This window comes from Niallia circulans (genome assembly GCF_003726095.1).
Lineage (GTDB): Bacteria > Bacillota > Bacilli > Bacillales > Cytobacillaceae > Niallia > Niallia circulans_A.
The window spans coordinates 2487817-2514720 of the sequence record NZ_CP026031.1; the positions used below are offsets into that span (position 1 = coordinate 2487817).

At 38.3% G+C, this 26904-nt stretch carries 16 protein-coding genes, 22 tRNA genes and 3 rRNA genes; 6 read left to right on the forward strand and 35 right to left on the reverse strand.

Features of this window, described 5'->3' with window-relative positions; genetic code table 11:
* Positions 1-41: 41 nt before the first annotated feature.
* The 29 genes from C2I06_RS12045 to C2I06_RS12190 form a co-directional block, all read right to left on the reverse strand.
* Positions 42-2444 (reverse strand): glycogen/starch/alpha-glucan phosphorylase, encoded by a 2403-nt coding sequence (locus C2I06_RS12045; RefSeq protein ID WP_123258104.1) that lies wholly within the window; start codon positions 2442-2444, stop codon positions 42-44.
* Positions 2434-3888 (reverse strand): glycogen synthase GlgA, encoded by a 1455-nt coding sequence (gene glgA, locus C2I06_RS12050; RefSeq protein WP_123258105.1) that lies wholly within the window; start codon positions 3886-3888, stop codon positions 2434-2436. Before glgA ends, C2I06_RS12045 begins: the two co-directional genes overlap by 11 nt.
* On the reverse strand, positions 3885-4913 hold the full coding sequence (locus C2I06_RS12055; RefSeq protein ID WP_095332536.1) for a GlgC family sugar phosphate nucleotidyltransferase: 1029 nt from the start codon (positions 4911-4913) through the stop codon (positions 3885-3887). Before C2I06_RS12055 ends, glgA begins: the two co-directional genes overlap by 4 nt.
* A gap of 23 nt (positions 4914-4936) precedes the next feature.
* Positions 4937-6082, reverse strand: a complete 1146-nt coding sequence (locus tag C2I06_RS12060) for a glucose-1-phosphate adenylyltransferase (protein ID WP_095332538.1) — start codon at positions 6080-6082, stop codon at positions 4937-4939.
* Positions 6030-7970, reverse strand: coding sequence for a 1,4-alpha-glucan branching protein GlgB (gene glgB, locus C2I06_RS12065; RefSeq protein ID WP_123258106.1), 1941 nt, complete (start codon positions 7968-7970; stop codon positions 6030-6032). The genes C2I06_RS12060 and glgB overlap by 53 nt, the downstream gene beginning before the upstream one ends.
* Positions 7971-8588: 618 nt before the next feature.
* Positions 8589-8660, reverse strand: a tRNA-Glu gene (locus C2I06_RS12075).
* 2 nt (positions 8661-8662) lie between these two features.
* Positions 8663-8753 (reverse strand) — tRNA-Ser (locus C2I06_RS12080).
* 8 nt (positions 8754-8761) lie between these two features.
* Positions 8762-8836 (reverse strand) — tRNA-Asn (locus C2I06_RS12085).
* Positions 8837-8845: 9 nt separating this feature from the next.
* Positions 8846-8922: transfer RNA gene (locus tag C2I06_RS12090), tRNA-Ile, on the reverse strand.
* A gap of 5 nt (positions 8923-8927) precedes the next feature.
* Positions 8928-9001 (reverse strand) — tRNA-Gly (locus C2I06_RS12095).
* A gap of 14 nt (positions 9002-9015) precedes the next feature.
* Positions 9016-9091: transfer RNA gene (locus C2I06_RS12100), tRNA-His, on the reverse strand.
* A 36-nt stretch (positions 9092-9127) separates the two neighbouring features.
* Positions 9128-9203, reverse strand: a tRNA-Phe gene (locus tag C2I06_RS12105).
* Positions 9204-9211: 8 nt separating this feature from the next.
* A tRNA-Asp gene (locus C2I06_RS12110) sits at positions 9212-9288 on the reverse strand.
* 3 nt (positions 9289-9291) lie between these two features.
* A tRNA-Met gene (locus tag C2I06_RS12115) sits at positions 9292-9365 on the reverse strand.
* Positions 9366-9388: 23 nt separating this feature from the next.
* A tRNA-Ser gene (locus tag C2I06_RS12120) sits at positions 9389-9481 on the reverse strand.
* Between the two features lie 9 nt (positions 9482-9490).
* A tRNA-Ile gene (locus C2I06_RS12125) sits at positions 9491-9567 on the reverse strand.
* Between the two features lie 13 nt (positions 9568-9580).
* A tRNA-Met gene (locus tag C2I06_RS12130) sits at positions 9581-9657 on the reverse strand.
* Positions 9658-9679: 22 nt separating this feature from the next.
* A tRNA-Ala gene (locus C2I06_RS12135) sits at positions 9680-9755 on the reverse strand.
* A 14-nt stretch (positions 9756-9769) separates the two neighbouring features.
* A tRNA-Pro gene (locus C2I06_RS12140) sits at positions 9770-9846 on the reverse strand.
* A gap of 8 nt (positions 9847-9854) precedes the next feature.
* Positions 9855-9931, reverse strand: a tRNA-Arg gene (locus C2I06_RS12145).
* 16 nt (positions 9932-9947) lie between these two features.
* Positions 9948-10036: transfer RNA gene (locus C2I06_RS12150), tRNA-Leu, on the reverse strand.
* A 9-nt stretch (positions 10037-10045) separates the two neighbouring features.
* A tRNA-Gly gene (locus C2I06_RS12155) sits at positions 10046-10120 on the reverse strand.
* Between the two features lie 22 nt (positions 10121-10142).
* Positions 10143-10227, reverse strand: a tRNA-Leu gene (locus tag C2I06_RS12160).
* A 24-nt stretch (positions 10228-10251) separates the two neighbouring features.
* A tRNA-Lys gene (locus tag C2I06_RS12165) sits at positions 10252-10327 on the reverse strand.
* Between the two features lie 6 nt (positions 10328-10333).
* Positions 10334-10409 (reverse strand) — tRNA-Thr (locus C2I06_RS12170).
* A 21-nt stretch (positions 10410-10430) separates the two neighbouring features.
* Positions 10431-10506 (reverse strand) — tRNA-Val (locus C2I06_RS12175).
* A 9-nt stretch (positions 10507-10515) separates the two neighbouring features.
* Positions 10516-10632, reverse strand: a 5S ribosomal RNA gene (gene rrf / locus C2I06_RS12180).
* Between the two features lie 159 nt (positions 10633-10791).
* Positions 10792-13727: ribosomal RNA gene (locus C2I06_RS12185) — 23S ribosomal RNA — on the reverse strand.
* A 355-nt stretch (positions 13728-14082) separates the two neighbouring features.
* Positions 14083-15630 (reverse strand): 16S ribosomal RNA (locus tag C2I06_RS12190).
* Together the 16S, 23S and 5S rRNA genes with 21 tRNA genes alongside form the textbook arrangement of a ribosomal RNA operon.
* 544 nt (positions 15631-16174) lie before the next feature.
* Here C2I06_RS12190 and C2I06_RS12195 point away from each other — a divergent pair.
* The 4 genes from C2I06_RS12195 (at position 16175) to nspC (ending at position 19812) form a co-directional block, all read left to right on the forward strand.
* Positions 16175-16867 (forward strand): MgtC/SapB family protein, encoded by a 693-nt coding sequence (locus C2I06_RS12195; RefSeq protein WP_095330622.1) that lies wholly within the window; start codon positions 16175-16177, stop codon positions 16865-16867.
* Positions 16868-17124: 257 nt separating this feature from the next.
* A tRNA-Ala gene (locus tag C2I06_RS12200) sits at positions 17125-17200 on the forward strand.
* A gap of 262 nt (positions 17201-17462) precedes the next feature.
* Entirely contained in the window at positions 17463-18662 is a 1200-nt protein-coding gene (locus C2I06_RS12205; protein ID WP_123259149.1) for a saccharopine dehydrogenase family protein, read from the forward strand.
* A 10-nt stretch (positions 18663-18672) separates the two neighbouring features.
* The gene (nspC, locus tag C2I06_RS12210) at positions 18673-19812 is read left to right on the forward strand and encodes a carboxynorspermidine decarboxylase (protein ID WP_123258107.1); all 1140 of its coding nucleotides are present in this window, start codon (positions 18673-18675) and stop codon (positions 19810-19812) included.
* An 88-nt stretch (positions 19813-19900) separates the two neighbouring features.
* Here the strand turns inward: nspC and C2I06_RS12215 are convergent, their stop codons facing one another.
* The 5 genes from C2I06_RS12215 to C2I06_RS12235 form a co-directional block, all read right to left on the reverse strand.
* Positions 19901-21622, reverse strand: a complete 1722-nt coding sequence (locus C2I06_RS12215; RefSeq protein WP_123258108.1) for an ATP-binding protein — start codon at positions 21620-21622, stop codon at positions 19901-19903.
* 1 nt (position 21623) lies between these two features.
* The gene (locus tag C2I06_RS12220) at positions 21624-21839 is read right to left on the reverse strand and encodes a hypothetical protein (protein ID WP_249928304.1); all 216 of its coding nucleotides are present in this window, start codon (positions 21837-21839) and stop codon (positions 21624-21626) included.
* On the reverse strand, positions 21812-22795 hold the full coding sequence (locus C2I06_RS12225; protein ID WP_123258110.1) for a beta-ketoacyl synthase N-terminal-like domain-containing protein: 984 nt from the start codon (positions 22793-22795) through the stop codon (positions 21812-21814). The genes C2I06_RS12220 and C2I06_RS12225 overlap by 28 nt, the downstream gene beginning before the upstream one ends.
* A 226-nt stretch (positions 22796-23021) precedes the next feature.
* Positions 23022-23255: a small acid-soluble spore protein Tlp gene (gene tlp / locus C2I06_RS12230; RefSeq protein WP_047942182.1), complete on the reverse strand. Its 234-nt coding sequence runs from the start codon at positions 23253-23255 to the stop codon at positions 23022-23024.
* Positions 23256-23339: 84 nt separating this feature from the next.
* Complete coding sequence (locus C2I06_RS12235; RefSeq protein WP_123258111.1) at positions 23340-24335, reverse strand: zinc-dependent alcohol dehydrogenase family protein; 996 nt, start codon at positions 24333-24335, stop codon at positions 23340-23342.
* Between the two features lie 188 nt (positions 24336-24523).
* On the opposite strand from C2I06_RS12235, the gene C2I06_RS12240 reads away from it, so the two are divergent.
* On the forward strand, positions 24524-25306 hold the full coding sequence (locus C2I06_RS12240) for an SDR family oxidoreductase (protein WP_095330613.1): 783 nt from the start codon (positions 24524-24526) through the stop codon (positions 25304-25306).
* A 161-nt stretch (positions 25307-25467) separates the two neighbouring features.
* Complete coding sequence (locus C2I06_RS12245; RefSeq protein ID WP_123258112.1) at positions 25468-26217, forward strand: NADPH-dependent oxidoreductase; 750 nt, start codon at positions 25468-25470, stop codon at positions 26215-26217.
* A 253-nt stretch (positions 26218-26470) separates the two neighbouring features.
* On the opposite strand, the gene C2I06_RS12250 is transcribed toward C2I06_RS12245, so the two are convergent.
* Positions 26471-26839 (reverse strand): type III secretion system effector protein, encoded by a 369-nt coding sequence (locus C2I06_RS12250; protein WP_095330610.1) that lies wholly within the window; start codon positions 26837-26839, stop codon positions 26471-26473.
* Between the last annotated feature and the right edge of the window lie 65 nt (positions 26840-26904).

A 26904-nucleotide genomic window follows, 5' to 3' on the forward strand; every position in this document is an offset into this window, starting at 1 on the left:
TATTCGGTTGGATTCCTTTCCTCCGACCTGCTCCTAAACAATTAACTATAAGGTTTTATACGCCAAATATCCTCTGCATATTCCTTTATTGTTCGATCGCTTGAAAAATGTCCCGACATCGCAATATTTACAATGCTTTTTCGCAGCCAGCCTCGTTTATTCTTAAATGTCTGGTTCACCTTTTCGTGAATGCTTGCATAAGAATTAAAATCTTTTAATACAAAGAACTGATCATTCTCTATTAGTAAAGAATCAAAAATAGGATCAAATTCACCCACTGGATGATCATAAAAACCATTTTTTAATTGATTCACTACTTCATGAATTCTATCATCATGATAAAAATACTCTCGAGAACTATAGCCACCATTTTGATAAAGCTCTAATACTTGATCTGCGTTCATCCCAAAGATGAAAATATTATCATCTCCCACTAATTCATGCATTTCAATGTTTGCTCCATCCATTGTTCCAAGTGTCAATGCACCGTTCATCATAAATTTCATATTACCAGTGCCTGACGCTTCTTTACTTGCGGTAGATATTTGCTCACTTACATCAGCAGCTGGAAAAATATGTTCCGCTAAGGAAACTCGATAATTTTCTATAAAAACAACCTTTAATTTATTTTGTATTCTTTTATCATTGTTAACTTTATGGGCAACTGTATTAATTAATTTAATTATCTTTTTTGCATAATAATATCCCGGTGATGCCTTTGCTCCGAAAATAAACGTTCTAGGCTCCATATCAATGGATGGATCTTCTCTTAATTTATTATAAAGAAACATAATGTGCAAAATATTTAATAATTGTCTTTTATATGCATGCAGTCTCTTTACTTGAACATCAAAAATAGAGGAAGGGTCTACAAGAATTCCATTCTTCTCCTTAATTATCTTTGCAAGTCTTTCCTTATTACTTTGCTTAATTACTGCGAGATTTTCTTGTAAATTAGCATCTTCTTGATAATTTAATAATTCCCTTAATAATTCTGGCTGATCGACCCATTTATCACCAATTGTATTAGAAATTAAGTTTGTAAGCTTAGGATTAGCCTTTATTAGCCACCTTCTATGTGTAATTCCATTCGTTTTATTATTAAACTTTTCTGGATAGAAGGTAAAAAAATCAGCCATTTCTCTTTTCTTCAAAATCTCAGTATGGATTTCCGCTACTCCATTTACACTATAGCTACCAACTAATGCTAAATGAGCCATCTTAATCATGCCGTGGGCAATTATCGCCATTTTTTCAATTTTCAAAAAATCTCCAGGGTACTTTTTCCATAATTCCATACAGAAACGTTCATTTATTTCATCGATTATCATATAAATTCGGGGTAACAGGGGTTGGAATATATAGATTGGCCATTGTTCTAATGCTTCAGATAACGTGGTATGATTGGTGTAAGAAATAGTATTTGTAGTAATTTTCCAGGCTTCATCCCAGCCTAATCCTTCCTCATCCATTAATATTCTCATTAGCTCCGGGATTGCCAAAACGGGATGTGTATCATTTACATGGATGCTTATATAGTGATGCATTTCACTAATATTTTTATATTGTTGCTTATAATTTCGAATAATGGATTGCAAGCTTGCAGAAACTAAAAAGTATTGTTGTTTTAACCGTAAGATCTTTCCCTCATCATTGGAATCATCTGGATATAAAAAGCCAGATATCGATTCTGTTTCTCTTTTGTAACGCATTATATCCTTTACATCTTTTGCGACTAAGGACGATGGTTCAGCATTCCATAGCCTTAATGTATTAACAGTCGTTGTATGATAGCCGATGACCGGTACATCATGGGGAACTGCTGTTACAGTTTCGGCATTTAGATGCCGAAACTGTAACTTTCCATTCTTCTCATACATATCAATATTTCCCCAGAAATAAATATCAACAGCTAAGTCTTCCTTTCGAACTTCCCAAACCTGGCCTTGCTTTAGCCATTGTTCTGGCAATTCAAGTTGGTATCCATCAACAATTCGTTGTTCAAATAAACCATGTTTATAACGAATCCCCATACCATGCCCTGGTAAGTCTAATGTAGCTAAAGAATCCAAAAAGCATGCTGCTAACCTTCCTAATCCACCATTGCCTAATCCCGCATCGTGTTCCATATCTTCCACTTCAAAAAAGTTAATTCCAAGATCTCCCAGACCTTCGATAACAACTTGATCAATACCTAAGTTAATTAAATTATTATGAAGCAATCTTCCTAATAAAAATTCAATAGAAAGATAATATACCTGTTTCCCGTTATTGTTACGACTTTGTTCATTCGTCTGAATCCAATTTGAGCTTACATATTCTCTAATCATATGCCCTAACGTTTGAAAATGATCACTACTTGTTGTATCTTCAAAGGTCTTTCCATAAGTCATTTCAAGCCTTTGTAAAAAATATCTTTTAAAGCGTTCTTTATTAGAAAACATGGGATTCACTCCTCGAAATAAGCTCTGCATATAACTGATTATATTTAAATGCAGATTGAGCCCAGCTATTATCCATCGACATGGCATTCTTCATTAACTTATGCCATACCTCTTTTTCCTCTTTATAAAAGTGAATGCCTCTCCTAATCGTGTATAGCATATCATGGGCATTGAAATTGGTGAAACTGAATCCATTTCCTTCCTCTGTCCATTCGTTATAAGAGAAAACAGTGTCATTCAGCCCTCCTGTCTCTCTCACAATAGGGATATTCCCGTATCGTAAAGCAATTAGCTGCCCTAATCCACAAGGCTCAAATTTGGAAGGCATTAAAAACAAGTCTGCACCTGCGTACAGCTGATGGGCTAAATTTTCATCAAAGCCAATATAAGCTTTACATTTGTCAGAATACGTATATTCCATCTCACGGAAAAAGTTCTCAAATTCAGGATCTCCTGTTCCTAATACGAGAAACTGTACATCTTCTTCCATTATTTCATGAAATATATGTCTAACTAATTCTAATCCCTTTTGACTAGTTAATCTAGTAATCATACAAATGATTGGAATTTCTAGATCTTCCTTCAATCCAAATTTTTGTTGGATGAATCGCTTATTTTCTTGCTTTTTATCTAAAGAAGTAACTGTATAATTTGCTGCAATTACCGGATCTGTTTCTGGATTATATGTTTCTTCATCAATCCCATTTATAATTCCATATAAATCCGGCTCTCTCTGCTTTAATACATTATTCAGCTTCTCACCATAATATTCTGTTTGAATTTCGTTTTTATAGGTAGGACTTACTGTCGTTATCTTGTCAGCAGCGATAAGTCCCCCTTTCATCAAATTAACATTTCCGTAGAATTCAAGATTATTTGTTGTGAAGTAATAATCGTTTAGATTGAATAAATCACCAAGAACCTCTCTTGGCAATATTCCTTGAAACTGAAGATTATGTATGGTGAATACAGTCTTAATATTGCTATATTCTTTTTTCCACTTATAGTCTACATCCAATAAGAAAGGAATCATAGCTGTATGCCAATCATGGCAATGAATAATATCAGGATAGTCAGCTAAATAGGGTAAACTCTCTAGTACGGCTCGATTAAAGAATGCAAAGCGTTCTCCATCATCACCATAACCATATAAACCACTTCTCTTAAAATACCATTCATTATCAATGAAATAAAAAGTAATTCCATCTACTTCTAATTCTTCAATTCCACAGTATTGATTTCGCCAACCTACTTGCACAAAGAAATAGCATCTTTTCTTAACATTAGCAAGTAAATGGGCTGGAATATCTTGATACTTTGGCATAATTACTGCTACATCCGTACCTTGCTTCTTTAACTCTTTAGGAAGAGAACCAGCTACATCTGCCAGTCCCCCTGATTTTATAAATGGTACACATTCTGAAACTGCAAATAATACTCTCACGAATTCATCAACGCTCCTTGCACTGTTCCTTTTCTAACTACAAAGGGAGAACTAGCAGTACCAATCATCACAGTACCACTTTCTACAACCACATCTTTATCTAAAATAACCGAGTCTAGGTCACAATTTTCCCCAATTGTACACTTTTGCATAATAATACAATTTTTCAAGCTTGAACCTTTTCCAACCTTAACCGCTCGAGAAATAACACTATTTGTAATATCGCCTTCAATAAAACATCCATTTGCTATCATGGAGTTTTTCACTTCACCTGTACTTGTATATCGTGTAGGTGGTTCATCTTTAACTTTTGTAAATATTGGTCTTTCTTTTATAAAAAGCTGATTCCAGACTTTGGCTTTTAATATATCTTTACTTACATGAAAATAACTAGATATTGAATCTATTTTTTCGGCATAGCCGTTATATTCATATTCACATATTTTTAGCTGATTATTCATATCTAACACAACATCATTCATACATGTATAACCTGTAACTGCTCTTGTTTCTATTAAATCAATTAGCTTTGATTTCTTAATTAGATATATTTCTAATGAACTTCCATTATTCGTAATCTCCGTTATATCACAGCCAGAAGAGAGATGCCGCTCTAATACAGGATTAAAATTCATATTAAACACAGTAAAACAATTTGCAACTAGAGCATATTCTTGCTTGCTTCTCTGAAAATAATCCATATTTGCCGCAAAATGATTAAAAGAACCTATTCCATCTGTATTTGTTTCGGTCAAAGATGCCGGGAAAAAGAACAATCCATCTCTCTTTCTATCTAAATCCCAGTTTTTTCCCGATCCTAAATGATCCATTAACGAGCGATACTGATACTTTGGAAAAATTGCAACACTACCTATTCCAGAGTTCACCATATTGGAAAGGACAAAATCTATTAAACGGTACCGTCCGCCTATCGGAAGTGCAGCAAGTGTGCGATGTGAAGTTAATTCTTCTAAATCTTCCTTATGTGTTGTTGCATCAATAATGCCCAGCATAGATCTTATCATCTTAATCCCTCCTATCTAGTTTGTTAGGAAATCACTTCATTAACCATTTCTTCTGTTACAAGGACTACTTCATTTGAGTCTTTTTTTGGTTTAATGACCATTCCATCTGGTATGGTTATGTCAGAAGGGACAATAGCCTTTTCAATATAAACATTATTACCAATCTTCGCATCTGGCATGATAACTGAACTCCGAATAATTGTCCCTTCTCCTACAGTAACACCTTGAAAAACAATTGTTTTCTCTAAATTGCCACTAATAATACACCCTTCATTCACCATCGACTCTTTCACATGTGCATCACTAGAAATATACTGTGGTGGATGATTGGGATTTACTGTATAAATTCTCCAATTATAATCAGATATATTTAATTCACAATTATCATCCAATAAATCCATATTTGCTTCCCATAGACTTTGAACAGTTCCAACATCTTTCCAATACCCTTTAAATGGATAAGCAACCACCTTTTTCTGTTTTTCTATGAGTAAAGGAATAATATCCTTTCCAAAATCATGGGAAGAATTTTTATTTAAATTATCTTCTACAAGTAATTCCTTCAAAACACGCCATTTAAAAATATAGATTCCCATCGAAGCTAAATTATTTTTTGGATGTTTAGGCTTCTCTTCGAATTCTACAATGTTCATCTCTTTATTTGTATTCATAATTCCAAATCTACTCGCTTCTTCCCATGGTACTTGAATCACAGAGATAGAAGCGTCTGCTTTTTTATCTATATGATATTCAAGCATCTCTTCATAATTCATTTTATAAATATGGTCTCCTGACAAAATAAGAACATATTCAGGATCATATTGAGACAAGTAGTTCTGATTTTGATAAATAGCACTTGCTGTTCCTGTATACCATTTCACTTCTGATGACTCACTATATGGAGGTAATACGGTTACTCCTCCATTAACACGGTCTAAATCCCATGCACTTCCTATTCCAATGTATGAGTTTAAAACAAGCGGCTGATATTGCGTTAAGACGCCAACAGTTTCTATTCCCGAATTGGAACAATTACTTAAAGTGAAATCGATAATTCGATATTTACCTCCAAAAGGGATTGCTGGCTTTGCTAGACTTTTTGTTAAGGAATAAAGTCTACTCCCCTTTCCTCCTGCTAATAGCATTGCGACGCACCGTTTCTTTCCCATTTCCCTTTCTCCCCTTCCGGTGTTGAACTGGACGTAAAATGATTATACTGAAAGCTGGTATCGTTAGTTGAACAGAATAAGGTTTTCCATGAAACTCTACTTTTTCTGCTTTTATTACCTTTTTATTTATATAATTAGCTCCACCAAATCTATCAGTGTCACTATTTAATATTTCTCGGAAAGAGTTATTTAAAGGAACGCCGACTCTGTAATTTTCATATGTATGATAAGTGAAATTACAAATGACGACTAAATAATCTTCTTCTTTTTCTGCCTTGCGTATAAACGAGAAGATAGACTGTTCTCTATTATTTACATCAATCCAATCAAAGCCATCATTGATATGATCCAACTGATACAAAGGTTTGGACCTTTTATAGATTTTTAGTAATTCCTTCATATACTCATTTGCTTTTTGATGCATCTCATAATCTAGCAGCATCCAATCTAACTGTTCTTTATCCTTCCATTCAGCAAAATGTGCGAATTCATTTCCCATAAATAATAATTTTTTTCCTGGATGTGCCATCATATATCCTAAGAGGAGTCGGAATTGAGCAAACTTTTGCCAATAATCTCCTGGCATCTTATCTACTAACGATTTCTTTCCATGAACAACTTCATCATGTGAAAATGGTAAAACAAAATTTTCGGAAAAGGCATAATGTAGGGAAAAGGAGACTTTATCATGTACTTGCTTTCGATTAACTGAATCAGTTTCCATATAGGTTAAAATATCATTCATCCAGCCCATATTCCATTTGTAGTGAAATCCAATGCCACCATAATGAACTGGTGCAGTTACTTGAGGCCAATCAGTAGAATCCTCTGCAAACATTAGAACCGTTGGATCGTATTGACAAACTGTTTGATTCAGTTTTTGGAGGAAATCGATTCCAAATTGGTTCACGCTATTTTCATGTGAATTTGGCCAATAAATAATATTAGAAACAGCATCAACTCTAAATCCATCTACATGGAAATATTCCATCCAAAAAATTGCATTTGAAATTAAAAAGCTTTGGACTTCATTTTTTCCTAAATCAAAATTGGCTGTTCCCCAAACATAATTTTCTCTATCCACAGGATTCTTATAATCATATTGACTAGTTCCATCAAATTGATAAAGACCATGCTCATCTTTACAAAAATGTCCAGGTACCCAATCTAATATCACGCCGAGCCCATGTTGATGACATTGATCAATGAAATACATCAAATCCTTTGGCTCTCCAAATCTACTTGTTGCAGAATAGTATCCTGTACCTTGATATCCCCAGGAGATATCGAGTGGATGTTCTACTAAGGGCAGCACTTCCAAGTGAGTAAATCCTTGTTCCACAACATATGGAATTAATTCATCAGCAAGTTCTCTATAGGTATAAAGATCTCCATCCTCATGGATTTTCCATGATCCTAAATGGACTTCATATATAGCAAGGGGTTCATTTAAATAGTTCTTTTTTGTCTTTTTTTGTTTCCATTTTGTATCGTTCCACTTATAACCTTCCAAGGAATAAACAATGGAAGCTGTATTAGGTCTTACCTCGGAAAGAAAAGCATAAGGATCAGCCTTAAGAAATACTCTTCCATCAGGTGCAGTTATTTTATATTTATACATAACACCCGTTAAATCCCTCTCTACATTTAGAAGCCACACACCTTCCTTATTAATTTTTTCAAGGGAATAACCTTCACCATTCCAATTATTAAAATCCCCAACCAATTGAATACTTAGAGCATTTGGAGCCCAAACACAAAAACTGGTATAAATCTCTCCATTTTTATGATGAATATGAGATCCAAATAATCTATAGCTCTCAAATAAGTTTCCTTCGTGAAATAAATGTAGTTGAAATTCTGTTGGATATACTGTCTCCACTGTCATCCTACTTTCTATTACAAATAATATTAAGTGTGTAAATTTTACACTTTGTACATTGCAATTCCCTTTTTTTTGCTTCTAAAACAATTTACGGTATTCCTTGCTAAAAAATTAGTCATTTAATTTAATTTGATTAATTTTAATATTCTATCAATAGAAGGGAAATCCTTTTTTGTTTTTAAAATTTTATGATACTATAAATCTTTTTATGTTTAATTGACTCATTTAGATTGTGAACTTTTAACATAGTTTTTTTATGAAGAGAATTCTAAAATAAATGTCTAACATAAGGAAGGATAAGGATAATAAGTAAAAGGGAAGAAGAATATTTAAAAGAACAAATAGGGAAAGAAATCAACCTTTTTTTTGAAGCACCAGATAAAAAAATCTAGCAACTGATCTGTTTAGAGGTCCCGATACTGGATTTCTTTCTGACTTTGATTTAAAGAATCCAGGGAATAGATTATTTACAAGTGAGGATAAATGGGAAGAAAATCTAAGGAGCGGAAAATTTTAATTGATACAAACTTATAAGGTCTCCTTAACTATAGAGAATTTATCAAAAAGAACCTTATCTTATAAGAAATAAAAAAACTGATAGCAAATGCTATCAGTTTTTTATGACCCGTACGGGATTCGAACCCGTGTTACCGCCGTGAAAGGGCGGTGTCTTAACCACTTGACCAACGGGCCAATGGCGGAGAAGGAGGGATTTGAACCCTCGCGCCGCTTACGCGACCTACACCCTTAGCAGGGGCGCCTCTTCAGCCTCTTGAGTACTTCCCCAAAAAAAATGGCTCCGCAGGTAGGACTCGAACCTACGACCGTTCGGTTAACAGCCGAATGCTCTACCACTGAGCTACTGCGGAATATTTTTATGGTGGGCCTAAATGGACTCGAACCATCGACCTCACGCTTATCAGGCGTGCGCTCTAACCAGCTGAGCTATAGGCCCATATATGGAGCGGGTGATGGGAATCGAACCCACGACATCAGCTTGGAAGGCTGAGGTTTTACCATTAAACTACACCCGCATATTTTATTTTAATGGGGCGACTAGTGGGAATCGAACCCACGAGTGTCGGAGCCACAATCCGATGCGTTAACCACTTCGCCATAGCCGCCATTATACATATTATTCATTTTAGATTGCACTAAAATGGTGGCTCAGGACGGAATCGAACCGCCGACACAAGGATTTTCAGTCCTTTGCTCTACCGACTGAGCTACTGAGCCAATTTATATGGCGGTCCGGACGGGACTCGAACCCGCGACCTCCTGCGTGACAGGCAGGCATTCTAACCAACTGAACTACCGGACCAGATTGCGGGGACAGGATTTGAACCTGCGACCTTCGGGTTATGAGCCCGACGAGCTACCAGACTGCTCCACCCCGCGATAATATTATAATTTAATTTTTATGGAGGAGGAAGGGGGATTCGAACCCCCGCGCGGTTTGACCCGCCTGTCGGTTTTCAAGACCGATCCCTTCAGCCGGACTTGGGTATTCCTCCTCAATAATATGGTGGACCTTGTAGGACTCGAACCTACGACCGGACGGTTATGAGCCGTCTGCTCTAACCAACTGAGCTAAAGGTCCATGGTAATATGTATGGTAGCGGCAGAGGGGATCGAACCCCCGACCTCACGGGTATGAACCGTACGCTCTAGCCAGCTGAGCTACGCCGCCATCATATTAAGAATTATAAAATTGGTGGAGCCTAGCGGGATCGAACCGCTGACCTCCTGCGTGCAAGGCAGGCGCTCTCCCAGCTGAGCTAAGGCCCCATGTATGAGAATAGTGGTCGGGAAGACAGGATTCGAACCTGCGACCCCTTGGTCCCAAACCAAGTGCTCTACCAAGCTGAGCTACTTCCCGAAATATAATGGCGCGCCCGAAAGGAGTCGAACCCATAACCTTCTGATCCGTAGTCAGACGCTCTATCCAATTGAGCTACGGGCGCATTAATATAAAAACAATGGTGCCGAGGACCGGAATCGAACCGGTACGGTAGTCACCTACCGCAGGATTTTAAGTCCTGTGCGTCTGCCAGTTCCGCCACCCCGGCATTGTTTTATGGAGCGGAAGACGGGATTCGAACCCGCGACCCCCACCTTGGCAAGGTGGTGTTCTACCACTGAACTACTTCCGCATGTATTTAACTGATAATAAATTGGTGCGGGTGAAGGGAGTCGAACCCCCACGCCTTGCGGCGCTAGATCCTAAGTCTAGTGCGTCTGCCAATTCCGCCACACCCGCTTAATACTATTTTAAGTTTACTAATGGTGAGCCATGGAGGATTCGAACCTCCGACCCTCTGATTAAAAGTCAGATGCTCTACCGACTGAGCTAATGGCTCATTAGATGGTGCCGGCTAGAGGACTTGAACCCCCAACCTACTGATTACAAGTCAGTTGCTCTACCAATTGAGCTAAACCGGCATATAATAATCGTCAAAATAATGGTGGAGGATGACGGGATCGAACCGCCGACCCTCTGCTTGTAAGGCAGATGCTCTCCCAGCTGAGCTAATCCTCCATATATAACGCCTGGCGACGTCCTACTCTCACAGGGGGAGAACCCCCAACTACCATTGGCGCTGAGAAGCTTAACTTCCGTGTTCGGTATGGGAACGGGTGTGACCTTCTCGCTATCGCCACCAGACTTTTCTCAAGACACATTTTATTATACATGTTTTTGAGACTTTTTCAAGTATAATTTTAGAAAATTATTCCCTGAAAACTAGATTATGGTAAGAAGAAAGAAACAAGTAATCATTTTGTTCAGCTCTAATGCCATAAACAGGCATTTCCGCTTTTCATTTTAGTTAAGTCCTCGATCTATTAGTATCAGTCAGCTCCACATGTCGCCACGCTTCCACCTCTGACCTATCAACCTGATCATCTTTCAGGGATCTTACTAGCTTGCGCTATGGGAAATCTCATCTTGAGGGGGGCTTCATGCTTAGATGCTTTCAGCACTTATCCCTTCCGCACATAGCTACCCAGCGATGCCTTTGGCAAGACAACTGGTACACCAGCGGTGCGTCCATCCCGGTCCTCTCGTACTAAGGACAGCTCCTCTCAAATTTCCTACGCCCACGACGGATAGGGACCGAACTGTCTCACGACGTTCTGAACCCAGCTCGCGTACCGCTTTAATGGGCGAACAGCCCAACCCTTGGGACCGACTACAGCCCCAGGATGCGATGAGCCGACATCGAGGTGCCAAACCTCCCCGTCGATGTGGACTCTTGGGGGAGATAAGCCTGTTATCCCCGGGGTAGCTTTTATCCGTTGAGCGATGGCCCTTCCATGCGGAACCACCGGATCACTAAGCCCGACTTTCGTCCCTGCTCGACTTGTAGGTCTCGCAGTCAAGCTCCCTTGTGCCTTTACACTCTACGAATGATTTCCAACCATTCTGAGGGAACCTTTGGGCGCCTCCGTTACTTTTTAGGAGGCGACCGCCCCAGTCAAACTGCCCACCTGACACTGTCTCCCACCCCGATCAGGGGTGCGGGTTAGAATGTCAATACAGCCAGGGTAGTATCCCACCAATGCCTCCACCGAAGCTAGCGCTCCGGCTTCCAAGGCTCCTACCTATCCTGTACAAGCTGTACCAAAATTCAATATCAGGCTGCAGTAAAGCTCCACGGGGTCTTTCCGTCCTGTCGCGGGTAACCTGCATCTTCACAGGTACTATAATTTCACCGAGTCTCTCGTTGAGACAGTGCCCAGATCGTTACACCTTTCGTGCGGGTCGGAACTTACCCGACAAGGAATTTCGCTACCTTAGGACCGTTATAGTTACGGCCGCCGTTTACTGGGGCTTCAATTCAGAGCTTCGCACTAACGTGCTAACCCCTCCTCTTAACCTTCCAGCACCGGGCAGGTGTCAGCCCCTATACTTCGCCTTGCGGCTTCGCAGAGACCTGTGTTTTTGCTAAACAGTCGCCTGGGCCTATTCACTGCGGCTCTCGCAGGCTTGCACCCGCAAGAGCACCCCTTCTCCCGAAGTTACGGGGTCATTTTGCCGAGTTCCTTAACGAGAGTTCTCTCGCTCACCTTAGGATTCTCTCCTCGCCTACCTGTGTCGGTTTGCGGTACGGGCACCCTAAATCTCGCTAGAGGCTTTTCTTGGCAGTGTGGAATCAGGAACTTCGGTACTATATTTCCCTCGCCGTCACAGCTCCGCTTATGTGGTAATGGGATTTGCCTCATTACCAGCCTAACTGCTTGGACGTGCTAATCCAACAGCACGCTTACCCTATCCTCCTGCGTCCCCCCATTGCTCAAACGATTTAAAGGTGGTACAGGAATATCAACCTGTTGTCCATCGCCTACGCTTTTCAGCCTCGGCTTAGGTCCCGACTAACCCTGAGCGGACGAGCCTTCCTCAGGAAACCTTAGGCATTCGGTGGATGAGATTCTCACTCATCTTTCGCTACTCATACCGGCATTCTCACTTCTAAGCGCTCCACCAGTCCTTACGGTCTAGCTTCAACGCCCTTAGAACGCTCTCCTACCACTGACATCATAGATGTCAATCCACAGCTTCGGTGATACGTTTAGCCCCGGTACATTTTCGGCGCAGAGTCACTCGACCAGTGAGCTATTACGCACTCTTTAAATGGTGGCTGCTTCTAAGCCAACATCCTGGTTGTCTAAGCAACTCCACATCCTTTTCCACTTAACGTATACTTTGGGACCTTAGCTGGTGGTCTGGGCTGTTTCCCTCTTGACCACGGATCTTATCACTCGTAGTCTGACTCCCAAGAATAAGTATTTGGCATTCGGAGTTTGTCTGAATTCGGTAACCCGATGGGGGCCCCTAGTCCAAACAGTGCTCTACCTCCAATACTCTAAATCTTGAGGCTAGCCCTAAAGCTATTTCGGAGAGAACCAGCTATCTCCAAGTTCGATTGGAATTTCTCCGCTACCCACACCTCATCCCCGCACTTTTCAACGTGCGTGGGTTCGGGCCTCCATCCAGTGTTACCTGGACTTCACCCTGGACATGGGTAGATCACCTGGTTTCGGGTCTACAACCACATACTATTTCGCCCTATTCAGACTCGCTTTCGCTGCGGCTCCGTCTCTTCAACTTAACCTCGCATGTAATCGTAACTCGCCGGTTCATTCTACAAAAGGCACGCTATCACCCATAAAAGGGCTCTAACTACTTGTAGGCACACGGTTTCAGGATCTATTTCACTCCCCTTCCGGGGTGCTTTTCACCTTTCCCTCACGGTACTGGTTCACTATCGGTCACTAGGGAGTATTTAGCCTTGGGAGATGGTCCTCCCAGCTTCCGACGGGATTTCTCGTGTCCCGCCGTACTCAGGATACACTCAAGAGGGAACGAAGTTTCGACTACAGGGTTTTTACCTTCTACGACTGACCTTTCCAGATCGATTCGTCTACTCCGTTCCTTTGTAACTCCATATAGAGTGTCCTACAACCCCAAGAGGCAAGCCTCTTGGTTTGGGCTAATCCCGTTTCGCTCGCCGCTACTCAGGGAATCGCGTTTGCTTTCTCTTCCTCCGGGTACTTAGATGTTTCAGTTCCCCGGGTCTGCCTTCAGTACCCTATGTATTCAGGTAAAGATTCTATCCCATTACGGATAGAGGGTTTCCCCATTCGGAAATCTCTGGATCAAAGCTTACTTACAGCTCCCCAAAGCATATCGGTGTTAATCCCGTCCTTCATCGGCTCCTAGTGCCAAGGCATCCACCGTGCGCCCTTTCTAACTTAACTTAGTTTCGACCAAAGATAAGCGGCGTATCTCTTCGTCAGCTTCTTCACTCTGCACCTCACGTACTGTCGTACGCTCCAGTGCTCGTTCGGTCGCTTCCTTGACCTACTTGCTTCTCTTTGCTCTCCAATCTTTGAAGGAGTATTCGTTTAATACGACTACTTTCCAAAGAAGTAATTCTCTAAAATAGAGAATCTAAGATGGCGATTACTCGGTTTCTTTCTTGGTTCTTACATAATCTAGTTTTCAAGGAACAATCAGGCTTATTAAGCCTTTCATTTTGAGGAATTGCTCCCTCAAAACTGAACAACAAATCGTCAACAACCTTTGATGGAATGTAAATTCCATTTTCCTTAGAAAGGAGGTGATCCAGCCGCACCTTCCGATACGGCTACCTTGTTACGACTTCACCCCAATCATCTATCCCACCTTAGGCGGCTGGCTCCAAAAGGTTACCCCACCGACTTCGGGTGTTACAAACTCTCGTGGTGTGACGGGCGGTGTGTACAAGGCCCGGGAACGTATTCACCGCGGCATGCTGATCCGCGATTACTAGCGATTCCAGCTTCATGTAGGCGAGTTGCAGCCTACAATCCGAACTGAGAATGGTTTTATGGGATTTGCTCGACCTCGCGGCTTTGCTGCCCTTTGTACCATCCATTGTAGCACGTGTGTAGCCCAGGTCATAAGGGGCATGATGATTTGACGTCATCCCCACCTTCCTCCGGTTTGTCACCGGCAGTCACCTTAGAGTGCCCAACTGAATGCTGGCAACTAAGATCAAGGGTTGCGCTCGTTGCGGGACTTAACCCAACATCTCACGACACGAGCTGACGACAACCATGCACCACCTGTCACTCTGTCCCCCGAAGGGGAACGTCCTATCTCTAGGAGTGTCAGAGGATGTCAAGACCTGGTAAGGTTCTTCGCGTTGCTTCGAATTAAACCACATGCTCCACCGCTTGTGCGGGCCCCCGTCAATTCCTTTGAGTTTCAGCCTTGCGGCCGTACTCCCCAGGCGGAGTGCTTAATGCGTTTGCTGCAGCACTAAAGGGCGGAAACCCTCTAACACTTAGCACTCATCGTTTACGGCGTGGACTACCAGGGTATCTAATCCTGTTTGCTCCCCACGCTTTCGCGCCTCAGCGTCAGTTACAGACCAAAGAGTCGCCTTCGCCACTGGTGTTCCTCCACATCTCTACGCATTTCACCGCTACACGTGGAATTCCACTCTTCTCTTCTGCACTCAAGTCCCCCAGTTTCCAATGACCCTCCACGGTTGAGCCGTGGGCTTTCACATCAGACTTAAAGGACCGCCTGCGCGCGCTTTACGCCCAATAATTCCGGACAACGCTTGCCACCTACGTATTACCGCGGCTGCTGGCACGTAGTTAGCCGTGGCTTTCTGGTTAGGTACCGTCAAGGTACAAGCAGTTACTCTTGCACTTGTTCTTCCCTAACAACAGAGTTTTACGATCCGAAAACCTTCATCACTCACGCGGCGTTGCTCCGTCAGACTTTCGTCCATTGCGGAAGATTCCCTACTGCTGCCTCCCGTAGGAGTCTGGGCCGTGTCTCAGTCCCAGTGTGGCCGATCACCCTCTCAGGTCGGCTACGCATCGTCGCCTTGGTGAGCCGTTACCTCACCAACTAGCTAATGCGCCGCGGGCCCATCTGTAAGTGACAGCGTAAACCGTCTTTCAGCTTTTCCTCATGAGAGGAAAAGGATTATCCGGTATTAGCTCCGGTTTCCCGAAGTTATCCCAGTCTTACAGGCAGGTTGCCCACGTGTTACTCACCCGTCCGCCGCTAACTTTAAAAGCAAGCTTTTAAAGTCCGCTCGACTTGCATGTATTAGGCACGCCGCCAGCGTTCGTCCTGAGCCAGGATCAAACTCTCCAATAAAGAGTTGATTAGCTCATTGCTAAACTCTAGCTTTTTGTTACTTTTTGTTCTATAACGTTAGTTATAAAACGATTATTGTTGACGTTTGTTTGTTCAGTTTTCAAAGAGCAATTTAGTTAGTCACTCAAGAAGCGACTTTCCTAATATAACATCTATCAACTTTCATTGTCAATAGTTTTTTTAAAATCTTTTTCGTCATTTACTTTAACATTTCGTGTTGTTTCAGCGACGGATATTAATATAACATTGTTTGAATTTAACCGTCAATACTTTTTTTAAAAATATTTCATAATTAAAAAGAAGTATCATTTCTATAAGAAGAATGTTTTTCTTCAAATAACATACACTTTATTAATATTTAGTGTTTACAATAAACCATTATAGGATATTATACTTTAGGTTTTTAAAAATCGTAAGATTGTATTTCGATTTTTTTCCCTTGCACATTGTAGCCTTGTTTAATTTCCTGTTCTTTATATAGTGAGAATTAATAATCAACCACGACACTTGACTACAATAAATAAATACAGGAGAGGAAACATAGATGGATATCAATATAGATTTTTTATTAAAAATAGGTATTTCAGCTGGTCTCGGATTGATCATAGGATTAGAGCGAGAAATTAAACGTAAACCTGTTGGTCTAAAAACCAGTCTTGTAATAAGTATTGTTAGCTGCTTATTAACTATTATTTCGATTGAAGCAGCCTATAAATTCCCTGGTAGTGATCAAGTTAACATCCAAATGGATCCCTTGCGTTTACCGGCTCAAATTGTTTCTGGGATCGGTTTTTTAGGTGCTGGAGTTATACTTAGAAGAGGAAATGATAGTATTTCCGGATTAACTACAGCAGCATTAATATGGGGAGCAGGAGGCATAGGTATTGCCGTTGGAGCTGGTTATTATGTAGAAGCTTTAATTGGTGTCGCTCTTCTATTAATTAGTGTTAAATTCATACCAATTTTTATGAGTATGATTGGTCCTCGTCAGCTGAGAGAAAAAGAAATTAAAGTAAAACTAAAAGCTGATCAAAAAGAAAACGTCTCAACTATTATTAAAGCGATACGTAATTTAAGAACAGGAATAAAACATATACGAATTAAAGACTTAGAAACGGGAGAACATTCAATTTACCTTATTATCATAGTTGATCAAAAAAGAGAAATAACTGATGTTTATAGAGATATTTCTGAAATTCATGGTGTGAAGGAAATTGAAATAGAGAGTTTAAATTGATTCAATCATTAAAAAGAAGAAGGTTCATATACTCCTCATTTGAACCATCTTCTTTTATCCAGCCTATAATAGTAGGTAATAGACATACCCTTACATATATTCCTTCATTATATTGAAATTTTTCAGCTCTATAATTCTAAATAAATCTAAGCTAATCGATTAGATTAATATAGTGTTCTATTCATTCCAATTCAATAATTCATTCAACCACTTGAAGTTTTTATTTAATTTTGTATAATGTATATAGATATTATTATGGGGGCTTAGCTCAGCTGGGAGAGCGCTTGCATGGCATGCAAGAGGTCGTCGGTTCGATCCCGATAGTCTCCACCATATTTTTCATACTCTAACGACGACAATAGTCGTTTTTTTTATTTTCTTTTCACAAAAGGGGAAAAGTATCCTCTTGTTCCCACAATAAATCATTTGCTAAAGCCCTTCTATTCTCTCCTAACTTTACAACTGGATTTCCAGTCTATAAATTTTCATTAAATTTTTTTTATATTTTACTGGATTATATAGATTATTTGACGCACATTATGTATAATCAGCCTTATTGAAATTTTTTAGGTAGTATTAAAGGAGGTTATTCATGTTGGGAAAAGCATTAATTATTGGTGCTGGCGGAGTGGCAAGTGTTGTCGCACATAAATGCTGTCAAGTACCGGATGTATTCGAAGAAATTTGCATTGCAAGCAGAACACTTTCAAAGTGTGAAGCAATTAAAGATAAAATTGATGGTGGCAAAACAAAGGTTTCTGTTGCCCAAGTAGATGCCGATAAAACGGAAGAAGTAATTGAGTTAATCAATAGCTTTAAACCAGAAATCGTAATCAACGTTGCCTTACCATACCAAGATTTAACTATAATGGATGCGTGTCTAGCTACAGGGGTACATTACTTAGATACTGCAAACTATGAACCACCTGAAACAGCTAAATTTGAATATAAATGGCAATGGGAATATAAGCAAAAATTTGAAGAAGCTGGCTTAACTGCTCTTCTTGGAAGTGGGTTTGATCCAGGAGTAACAGGTGTTTTCACGGCTTATGCACAAAAACATCATTTTGATGAAATTAATTATATTGATATTGTTGATGCTAATGGTGGAGACCATGGCTATCCATTTGCTACAAACTTTAATCCAGAAATCAACATTCGTGAAATTACAGCGAACGGAAGATATTGGGAAAACGGCAAATGGATCGAAACACCACCGCTTTCTGAAAAAAGAGAATATGATTTAGACCAAATTGGTCCTAAAAATATTTATCTTTTATACCATGAGGAACTAGAATCATTAGCAGTAAATATTAAAGGACTTAAGAGAATCCGTTTCTGGATGACTTTCTCTGATAATTATCTAAACCACTTAAAGGTTCTTGAAAATGTTGGAATGACATCTATTGAACCAATCAATTATGAAGGAAAAGAGATTATCCCATTACAGTTTTTAAAAGAAATTCTTCCTGATCCTGCATCACTTGGACCAAGAACAAAAGGAAAAACTAATATTGGCTGTATCATTCAAGGTACAAAAGATGGAAAGCCTAAAACTTATTATGTATATAATATTTGTGATCACCAAGAGTGTTATCGCGAGGTAGGATCTCAAGCAATTTCATATACAACTGGTGTTCCAACGATGATTGGTGCCATGCTTATCATGAAAGGTCAATGGAAGCGTCCAGGCGTATACAATGTAGAGGAATTTGATCCAGATCCATTCATGGATGCTTTAAATAAATATGGATTACCATGGCAGGAGAACTTCTCTCCAACTCTTATAGATTGAGAGGAATGAAATGAAAAAGATTGATTTTACACAAGCTCCATCACCAAGTTACGTAGTGGACGAGCGTCTTTTAACAAGAAACTTAGAAATTTTACAGTCTGTACAGGAACGTACAGGAGCAAAAATTCTACTTGCATTAAAGGGTTTTTCCATGCATTCTGTATTTCCTCTAGTAGGTAAATACTTAGCAGGAGTAACATCCAGTTCGTTATTCGAAGCTAGACTTGGCTATGAGAAAATGGGAAAAGAAGTACATGCGTATGCACCTGCATATGCCGAAAGCGAGTTTGATGAATTACTTCAATATACTGACCATATCGTCTTTAATTCGCATAGTCAGTGGAATCGGTTTAAAGATAAGGTGCAAAATGCTGAGAAGAAAATTGATGTAGGTCTTCGAATCAATCCTGAATACTCAGAAATTGAGACACAGCTTTATAACCCATGTGCTCCATACTCTCGATTCGGTATTACCTTGGATAACTTTAATCCAGAAGAATTAGATGGAATAGATGGACTTCATTTTCATACGATGTGTGAGCAAAATTCGGATACTTTAAAACGCACGATAAAAGTAGTCGATGAGAAGTTCGGCGAATATATAAAAAAAATGAAGTGGATTAATTTTGGTGGAGGACATCATATTACTCGTCCAGATTATGATATTGAAACTTTAGTTGAATCCATATTATTTATAAAAGAAAAATATAATGTAGATGTTTATTTAGAACCAGGTGAAGCTATTGCTTTGAATACAGGTTACTTAGTATCCACTGTCCTTGATATTGTTCATAATGGAATGGATATTGCTATACTTGATACATCAGCAACCTGTCATATGCCAGATGTACTTGAAATGCCCTATCGACCTAATATTATTGATGCTGGAGAGCCTGGCGAAAATGAATATACCTATAGACTTGGCGGCATGACCTGCTTAGCCGGAGATGTTATTGGGGATTACTCTTTCAAAGAGCCACTAAAGCCTGGCGATAAAATTGTCTTCTGTGACATGGCCCACTATACAATGGTTAAAAACCATATGTTTAACGGTGTTAATTTACCTTCTATTGCTTCTTATAATGAAGAAGAAGGCTTAAAAGTTATTCGCCAGTTTGTCTTCGAAGATTACAGTAATCGCTTATCTTAATTGAAACGATTCTAAAAGCGGATGTTTAAAAGAGGTTTTCTCCTTAAACATCCGCTTTTTATTTGTTACTTCAACTCTCTATACCACTTTAAAGAAAACAAGGTAAGACAATGGTAACTGCAGTTCCCCATCCTTCTTTACTTTTCACTACCATATCTCCCTTATTTTGCTTGAGAAGCTTTAGACATATCGTTAAGCCTATTCCAGTTCCTTTTTCTTTGCTTGTATAATATGGTTCTCCAATCCTAGCTAGCCTTTCTTTACTTATTCCGTCTCCATTATCAATTATTCTAATTCTACAAAAATCATCTTTTTGGTCGAGTATCGCTTTCACTTTCCCTGTTTGAGGTGCAACTGCCTCTATACTATTTTTCAATATATTTAATAAAACTTGTTTAAATTGAGAATTATCAATAGAAGCTATTAATTCTTTATTCTCCCTATTTTCTAAGATGATCTCTTTATTTTGTTCATTAGCCAGAGCATGAAATAGGACTTTTAGATTTTTTAATTCTAAAAATACTTTTGTACTCGGAAGAGCATTATTATCATTTGCTTTCGCCTCAGGCTTACTAAGTATAAGCAACTCTTTTAAGACTTCATTAATCCGATCAATTTCATCTAGTAATATCGTTTCATAACCCGATGCATCGTTTTTTTCCTTCAAAAGCTGGATAAACCCTCTAATAGTTGTCAACGGATTTCGAATTTCATGGGCAACACTAGCAGCCATCTCTCCTACCACTTTTAATTTTTCAGAAGAAATCATTAGTTGTTCATTATGCTTCTGATCCGTAATATCATGTCCAAAATAAATATGATATTCTTCTCCAGTACTATGTATAAGTTCTTTTTTCCCCCAAGTAATAAAATAGTTCTTCCCGCTGCTATCGACAAATCGATGTGGTTCGTCTGTCTCCATATTAATACGTTTTTCTATATAAGAAAATGGACGCCCTAACCAATTATTGTTTTCAAGCGATAATAGTTCTAAGAAGGACGGATTCATCTTTACTATTTGTTCCTTCTTATTTTTAACTAATAAATAATTCGGGTTTATATCCATAATAGCTTCGAGTAACTCACTTTGCCTCGATAACTCTGCATTCATATTATTCAAGTGTGTCGATTGCATTTGAAAAAAGCTTAAAAATAAAATAACGGCCGCGATCAAAGAGTTAAAACTAGAGAAAAATAATGGAATAAAAATAAAACCACTAAATACACCATTAATATAGATGATTAAAACAGCGATTACAAATTTGATATAAAAGCTTTTATAAATGGGATCCCTAATTTTAAAGGAAATCACCAATAAAATGATAGTGTTCAAATATAATAAAACAATATTTAAGATGAATAATACATTCCACTTTCCGTAAATCGGGAGAATATACTTAGATGAAAGTAAATTTCCATCGATTATAATAAAATCCTTCACACCAAGGCTAGTAAAATTAATAAAATAGGCAAATAAACTATATAAAATTAAAACGTATAAAAATGGTTTATTAAACAATACTCTAAATCGTTTAAACTCTTTATGTTCACTTACTAAGTAATATGAAAAATAATACATAACTGGCATTATACAAATGGTTCCTAGCCGGAATATTTTAAATAAGAGTTCGATTGTCCCCTGACTTAAGAAATCTCCTGCATATAAAACTGCGATATCCATTTGCCAGAAGGAGAGCATACATAAGAAAAGAGATAAGGCTTTTGTTAATTGAGACTGTGAATAAAAAATAATAGTCACAGAAATAATGAGTGGAACTAACGAAACCATCAATAATAATATAGCTTCCACTTTATGCTCCTCCTTTTGTTATCATCGCGCACCCATTATTTCCTCCATATCCATGTGCTGTTACTAAAACGCGATCAACATCTTCTGTAATTAGCTGTGTCACTATTGGATAATCTCGATAATAATCATTTATTTCCTGACTTATGGTTGCAGGAATAAAGCTTTTTTTGATACTTATTAAAGAAGCTATTATTTGAAAAAGCGGCGAAACTCCCATAGCATGCCCGACCGTTCCCTTAATGGATGTAATAGGAATCTTAGATCCTTCAAAAACCTCTTATATACACCGATTTCAATATGATCATTTTCCATTATTCCTAAAGCCTGACTATTTATGTAGGTTGGCATATTCTCCTGTAAACATTCAGCAACTGCTTTTTCCATAAGCAAACCTGTTGAGTCTGACTGAAAAGGAGAGATAGCGTCCTGTGTTACACTTGTAGCTTCTACTTTTCCTAATATGGATGCATGACGCTGAATGGCGACTTGCTCATTTTCAACAATTAAAACACCTGCTCCTTCCGAAATCGAAAATCCTTTCCCACCTGAAAATGGCCCAAAGGAGGGTTGAGGTTTATTTCCAGCTTGTAAAACACGATGTGGAAGGAACCCTTTTATTATAGGATCACAAATTGATTCATCACTAGCACCAACTATGCAAACATCAATTTGGTTTGACTCAATTAATATTCTCGCTAAATTTAATGCATCTATACCCGATGTACAACTATTTGCCAATGATAATGCTATACCATTTAACTGCAAATAAGCACTAATACTAGAAGATAGAGAATTAGCATTCATATTTCCAATAGTATAAGGAGAAAGCCTCTTGCCTTTTTCCAAAGAAAAAGTAGCTTTACTGATTTCTGCTAAGCCACCAGCCGAAGAACCGACAATGACTGCTGTTCGATAGTCTCTAACGCTTATATTGGCCTGTTCTATTGCTTCTTTACATGCATGGAGAATCATTCGAACAGGTTTAGACATTTTTTCTTGCCTTTTATGTACCTTGTTTATTTGCTCTTCCTTCACTCTACCTGTGTATATGTATTTCCCTTCATATTTCTCCTGTTTCAACATACTTTTATTACTTTGAAGCACTGTCATAAACTCTACTATATTGGAAAATCCTGCTCCTATTATTCCCATTCCAGTAATAACTGCTTTCATCTTAATTCTCCTATAAAAGTATTCATATATATATTACTATGAAAATCGTTTTACAGCAGTAAATTCCGAGAAATTTCTAAATTGCCACAAAACAAATAAAAAACTGCACGAAAGCATTTCCACCTTATAAGATAAATCGGCTAATTTCTTCAAGTACAAAATAATTAGCTTTATTCTATCTTATAAAGTTAAAATCTAACGTGCAGCCTATTCTAATCCTTTTTACTTACTGATACCCATTTTCTCTATCAGATGCTTCATCTTGGATTTCTTCTCTAAACGACTGAACTGCAGCTTCTCTTCTTTTATTCTTTTGTTGAATCATTTCTTTTTCATCAGAACTAGCATTTACCAGCGTTTCTTCCGCTTTATCAATATTTTCTAACGTGTTTTGTACCATGTCCTGTAATTTTTCTACATTATCAGAACGATTATCAGGGTTGGGCTTTTGATAACTCATGATGATTCCTCCTTCCTAATACACTACGTATGTATTTTGGTTATCTACGGAATTTTTTATACAAAGCTTCTCAACAAATGTATCCTACCATTTATTTACAAGCACTACTTTTCCGACAGCATTGCCTGATTCTAGATATTCATGCGCTTTACTTATTTCCTCGAAAGAAAATGTTTTTTTATCAAGGAAGGGCTTTAACTTATTTTCTTCTACTATCTTCGTAATATTGCGTAAAATATTCCCATGCTCTATTCGCGAATCCTCATTAAGCATCTTGAGAAGCATAAATGTTACATGTAACGAAAGCCCTTTCGAATGTAAAGGAGTTAAATCATGTGTGGATCTAGCAGCAATTGTTAGAACACTTCCATTTAAAGCAGCTGCTTCAAATGAATGGTCTAGATTTCTACCGCCGACAGTATCAAAGATCAGCGGATAGCCTTTTCCAGCTGTATATTTATCAACATATTCTCTCACTGATACTTCTCGATAATTAATAATATGGTCTGCACCTATTTTTTTAACAATCGCTTGTTTTTCCATGGTTGAAACGGTTGTAGAGACAACGGCTCCAACCCATTTAGCGAGCTGAATGGCGATATGACCTACTCCGCCTGCTCCACCGTGAACAAGGATTTTATCTCCTTTCTTTAAACAACCTTTAGTAAATAAAGATTCCCATGCTGTTATCCCAACAAGGGGGATTGCAGCTGCTTCTTCCATGGTGATATTTCTTGGTTTATGTGCTATGAGTCGATAATCAGCAATCATATATTCAGCCAATGCACCTTGCATTCCCTTAAAACCGCCAGCACATCCATATACTTCATCGCCAATTTGAAAGGATGGTACTGCCTCTCCTACTTCTTCAATAACACCCGCTACATCTCCGTGTAAAATAGCGGGAAAAGCCGGAGAAACTCCCGGTACCGCTCCACCTCTCACTTTAAGATCAATAGGATTGACACTGGTAGCTTTTACCTTTATACGTACTTGATCTGGCAATAAATCAAGTGTTTCTATTTCCTTCAGCTTAAATACCGTAGAATCACCAAATGCTTCAATTATCATCGCTTTCAATGAAAATCATCTCCTTTCTCTCCATATTACCGAATCCAATCAATTTTTTCGAAAATTTAGTATTAAAATTTTTATTATTTACTTACCAACTCATAAAACGTTTCTATTTCATTAAAAATGGATATTAGTATCTTATATCTATCATAATAACAATATCATTAGCGATATTGATCGAGGAGGATACTAAAATGAATGACCTTGAAAATAAAGTAGCAATAATTACCGGTGCAGCTTCGGGGATTGGAAAAGCAGCAGCCATCTCACTTGCAAATAAAGGAATGAAAGTAGCGCTAGTGGACTTAAATGCTGATGATCTAGAAGAAGTGAAAGCAACAATTAATAAAAAAGGTCAAGAAGCGATCTCCTTAGAAGCGAATGTCGCAGAACCTCCTTCCATTCAACAAGCTATTGAGGAAACCGTAAAAAAGTGGAATAGAATAGATACGGTTTTTATTAATGCGGGAATTAACGGAGCTGTGTCTTCTATCGAAGATCTTACACCCTCTGAATGGGATACAACCATTGAAACAAATTTGAAAAGTACTTTTTTAACTGTTAAATATAGCATTCCCCATATGAAAACCCATGGGGGCAGTATTATTATAACAAGCAGTATTAATGGAAATCGCATTTTTAAAAACTTCGGAATGTCTGCTTATAGTACATCGAAAGCTGGTCAAGTCGCATTTGGAAAAATGGCAGCATTAGAATTAGCTCAATACAAAATAAGAGTAAATATGATATGCCCTGGAGCAATTGATACAAATATAGAAAAGAATACTTTTAAAGATGAAGAACACTTAAAAGAAATAACCATCCCTGTTGAATATCCCGACGGGAACCAACCATTGGCCCAGCAATCCGGAAGCGCTCAGCAAGTAGCTGATCTAGTTTATTTCTTAAGTTCTGATTTATCTAATCATATTACTGGAACAGAAGTATATATAGATGGAGCTGAATCTCTCTTATAAAATTCCTAAAACCTACCTATTATCTGGTAGGTTTTTTTATAGGTTAAAAGCTATTTATCCATCTCATATGTAGATATCATGACTCTACCGAACTCAAAGAGACATTTTTTCTTTGTGCTATGCTAGAATAAAGAAAATGCGAAAAAAGGGAGAATTTATAGATGAATGAAATCATACAACATTTAAAAAAACATCGATCTTATCGTAAATATCAAGATAAAGAAATAAGTTTAGAAACACTGCATTCAATTATAGAAGCAGCACAAAGTGCCCCTTCTTGGACTAATGGACAGCATGTTACAGCTATCTTGGTTCGTGATGAGGATAGAAAGAGACATTTAGCTGAATTATGCGGGAATCAAAAGCATGTTGAAAATGCTCCAGTCTTTCTTATATTTTGTGCTGATTTCTATCGAGCAAAGCTAGCTAGTGAAATGGAAGGAAAAGCATTTAAAGCAATTGAAGATGTTGATACACTCTTAATTGGGGCGACAGATGTTGGCCTGGCTATGCAAAATGCCATTACTGCTGCCGAATCACTCGGGTTAGGAACAGTTCCCATAGGTGGTATACGACGAAACTCTTTGCAGGTAATTGACTTCTTGCAATTACCTAGCTATGTCATTCCAATTGCCGGACTTTGCCTTGGATACCCTGATGGAGATCCAGGATTAAAACCTCGATTACCTTTGGAAGCTGTTCTTCATGAAGAAAAGTATGATAGAAATCAACAGGAACTGCTTGAAAAATATAATGAAACATATAGCGAGTATTTAAAGAACAGAGGGGAAACTCCAGCGGGATGGACCAATCGCATTGCAAACTTCTATGATAAATCCTACTACCCAAGTAATGCTAAAATGATTAAACAACAAGGATTCCTAGCGAAAGATATGCAAGATAACAATTAAAATGAAAGTAGCTATTATTAAAATGGTTCTCATATACCCGTTTTGTAATAGCTATTTTTTTATTTTATTTAGGAAAACTTATTTCAAAAGTAGCCCTTTTTCTAACATACGCACCATCCATTTCGCGATATAGAGTCAAAAACTTCTTAATTTATCCCTTGAGATACTATCTTTTCTTCCATCTAAAAAAAGCAGTTATTCCTCTCCTTCACTAAAGGAAGAGGAATAACTGCTTCTCTTTTTTTGTATCAGCTTAGATTACTTCTGGAAGAATAAAATAATTCGCTAGTTTAGCATTTACATGTGTCTGCCAATGATGTAACGGCACTGCATTCTTCTCTAATATTTTATAGGCATGAACCCATGCACTCATCTCTGCATTTACACGATAAGACCAATCATGCAACCACTTATCATGATCAAGGTCGCCATTCACATAATCAATAACATGGCCAATTTCATGTGCAAGTGCATAGATATTTTCCAATGAAAATTGATAAGGAACTGTTATATACATATTTGTATTAAAACTAATTTTTTTTGTCGAATCATATGCAACCTTGCACCCTAATTCTTCCGCAACCTTTACTACGTTCATAAATTTTTCTCTCGTAACTTTCATTCACATTTATCCCCTTTACCAAAATTTTCTACACTAAAAAAATATATATTTATGTTTATTATGTT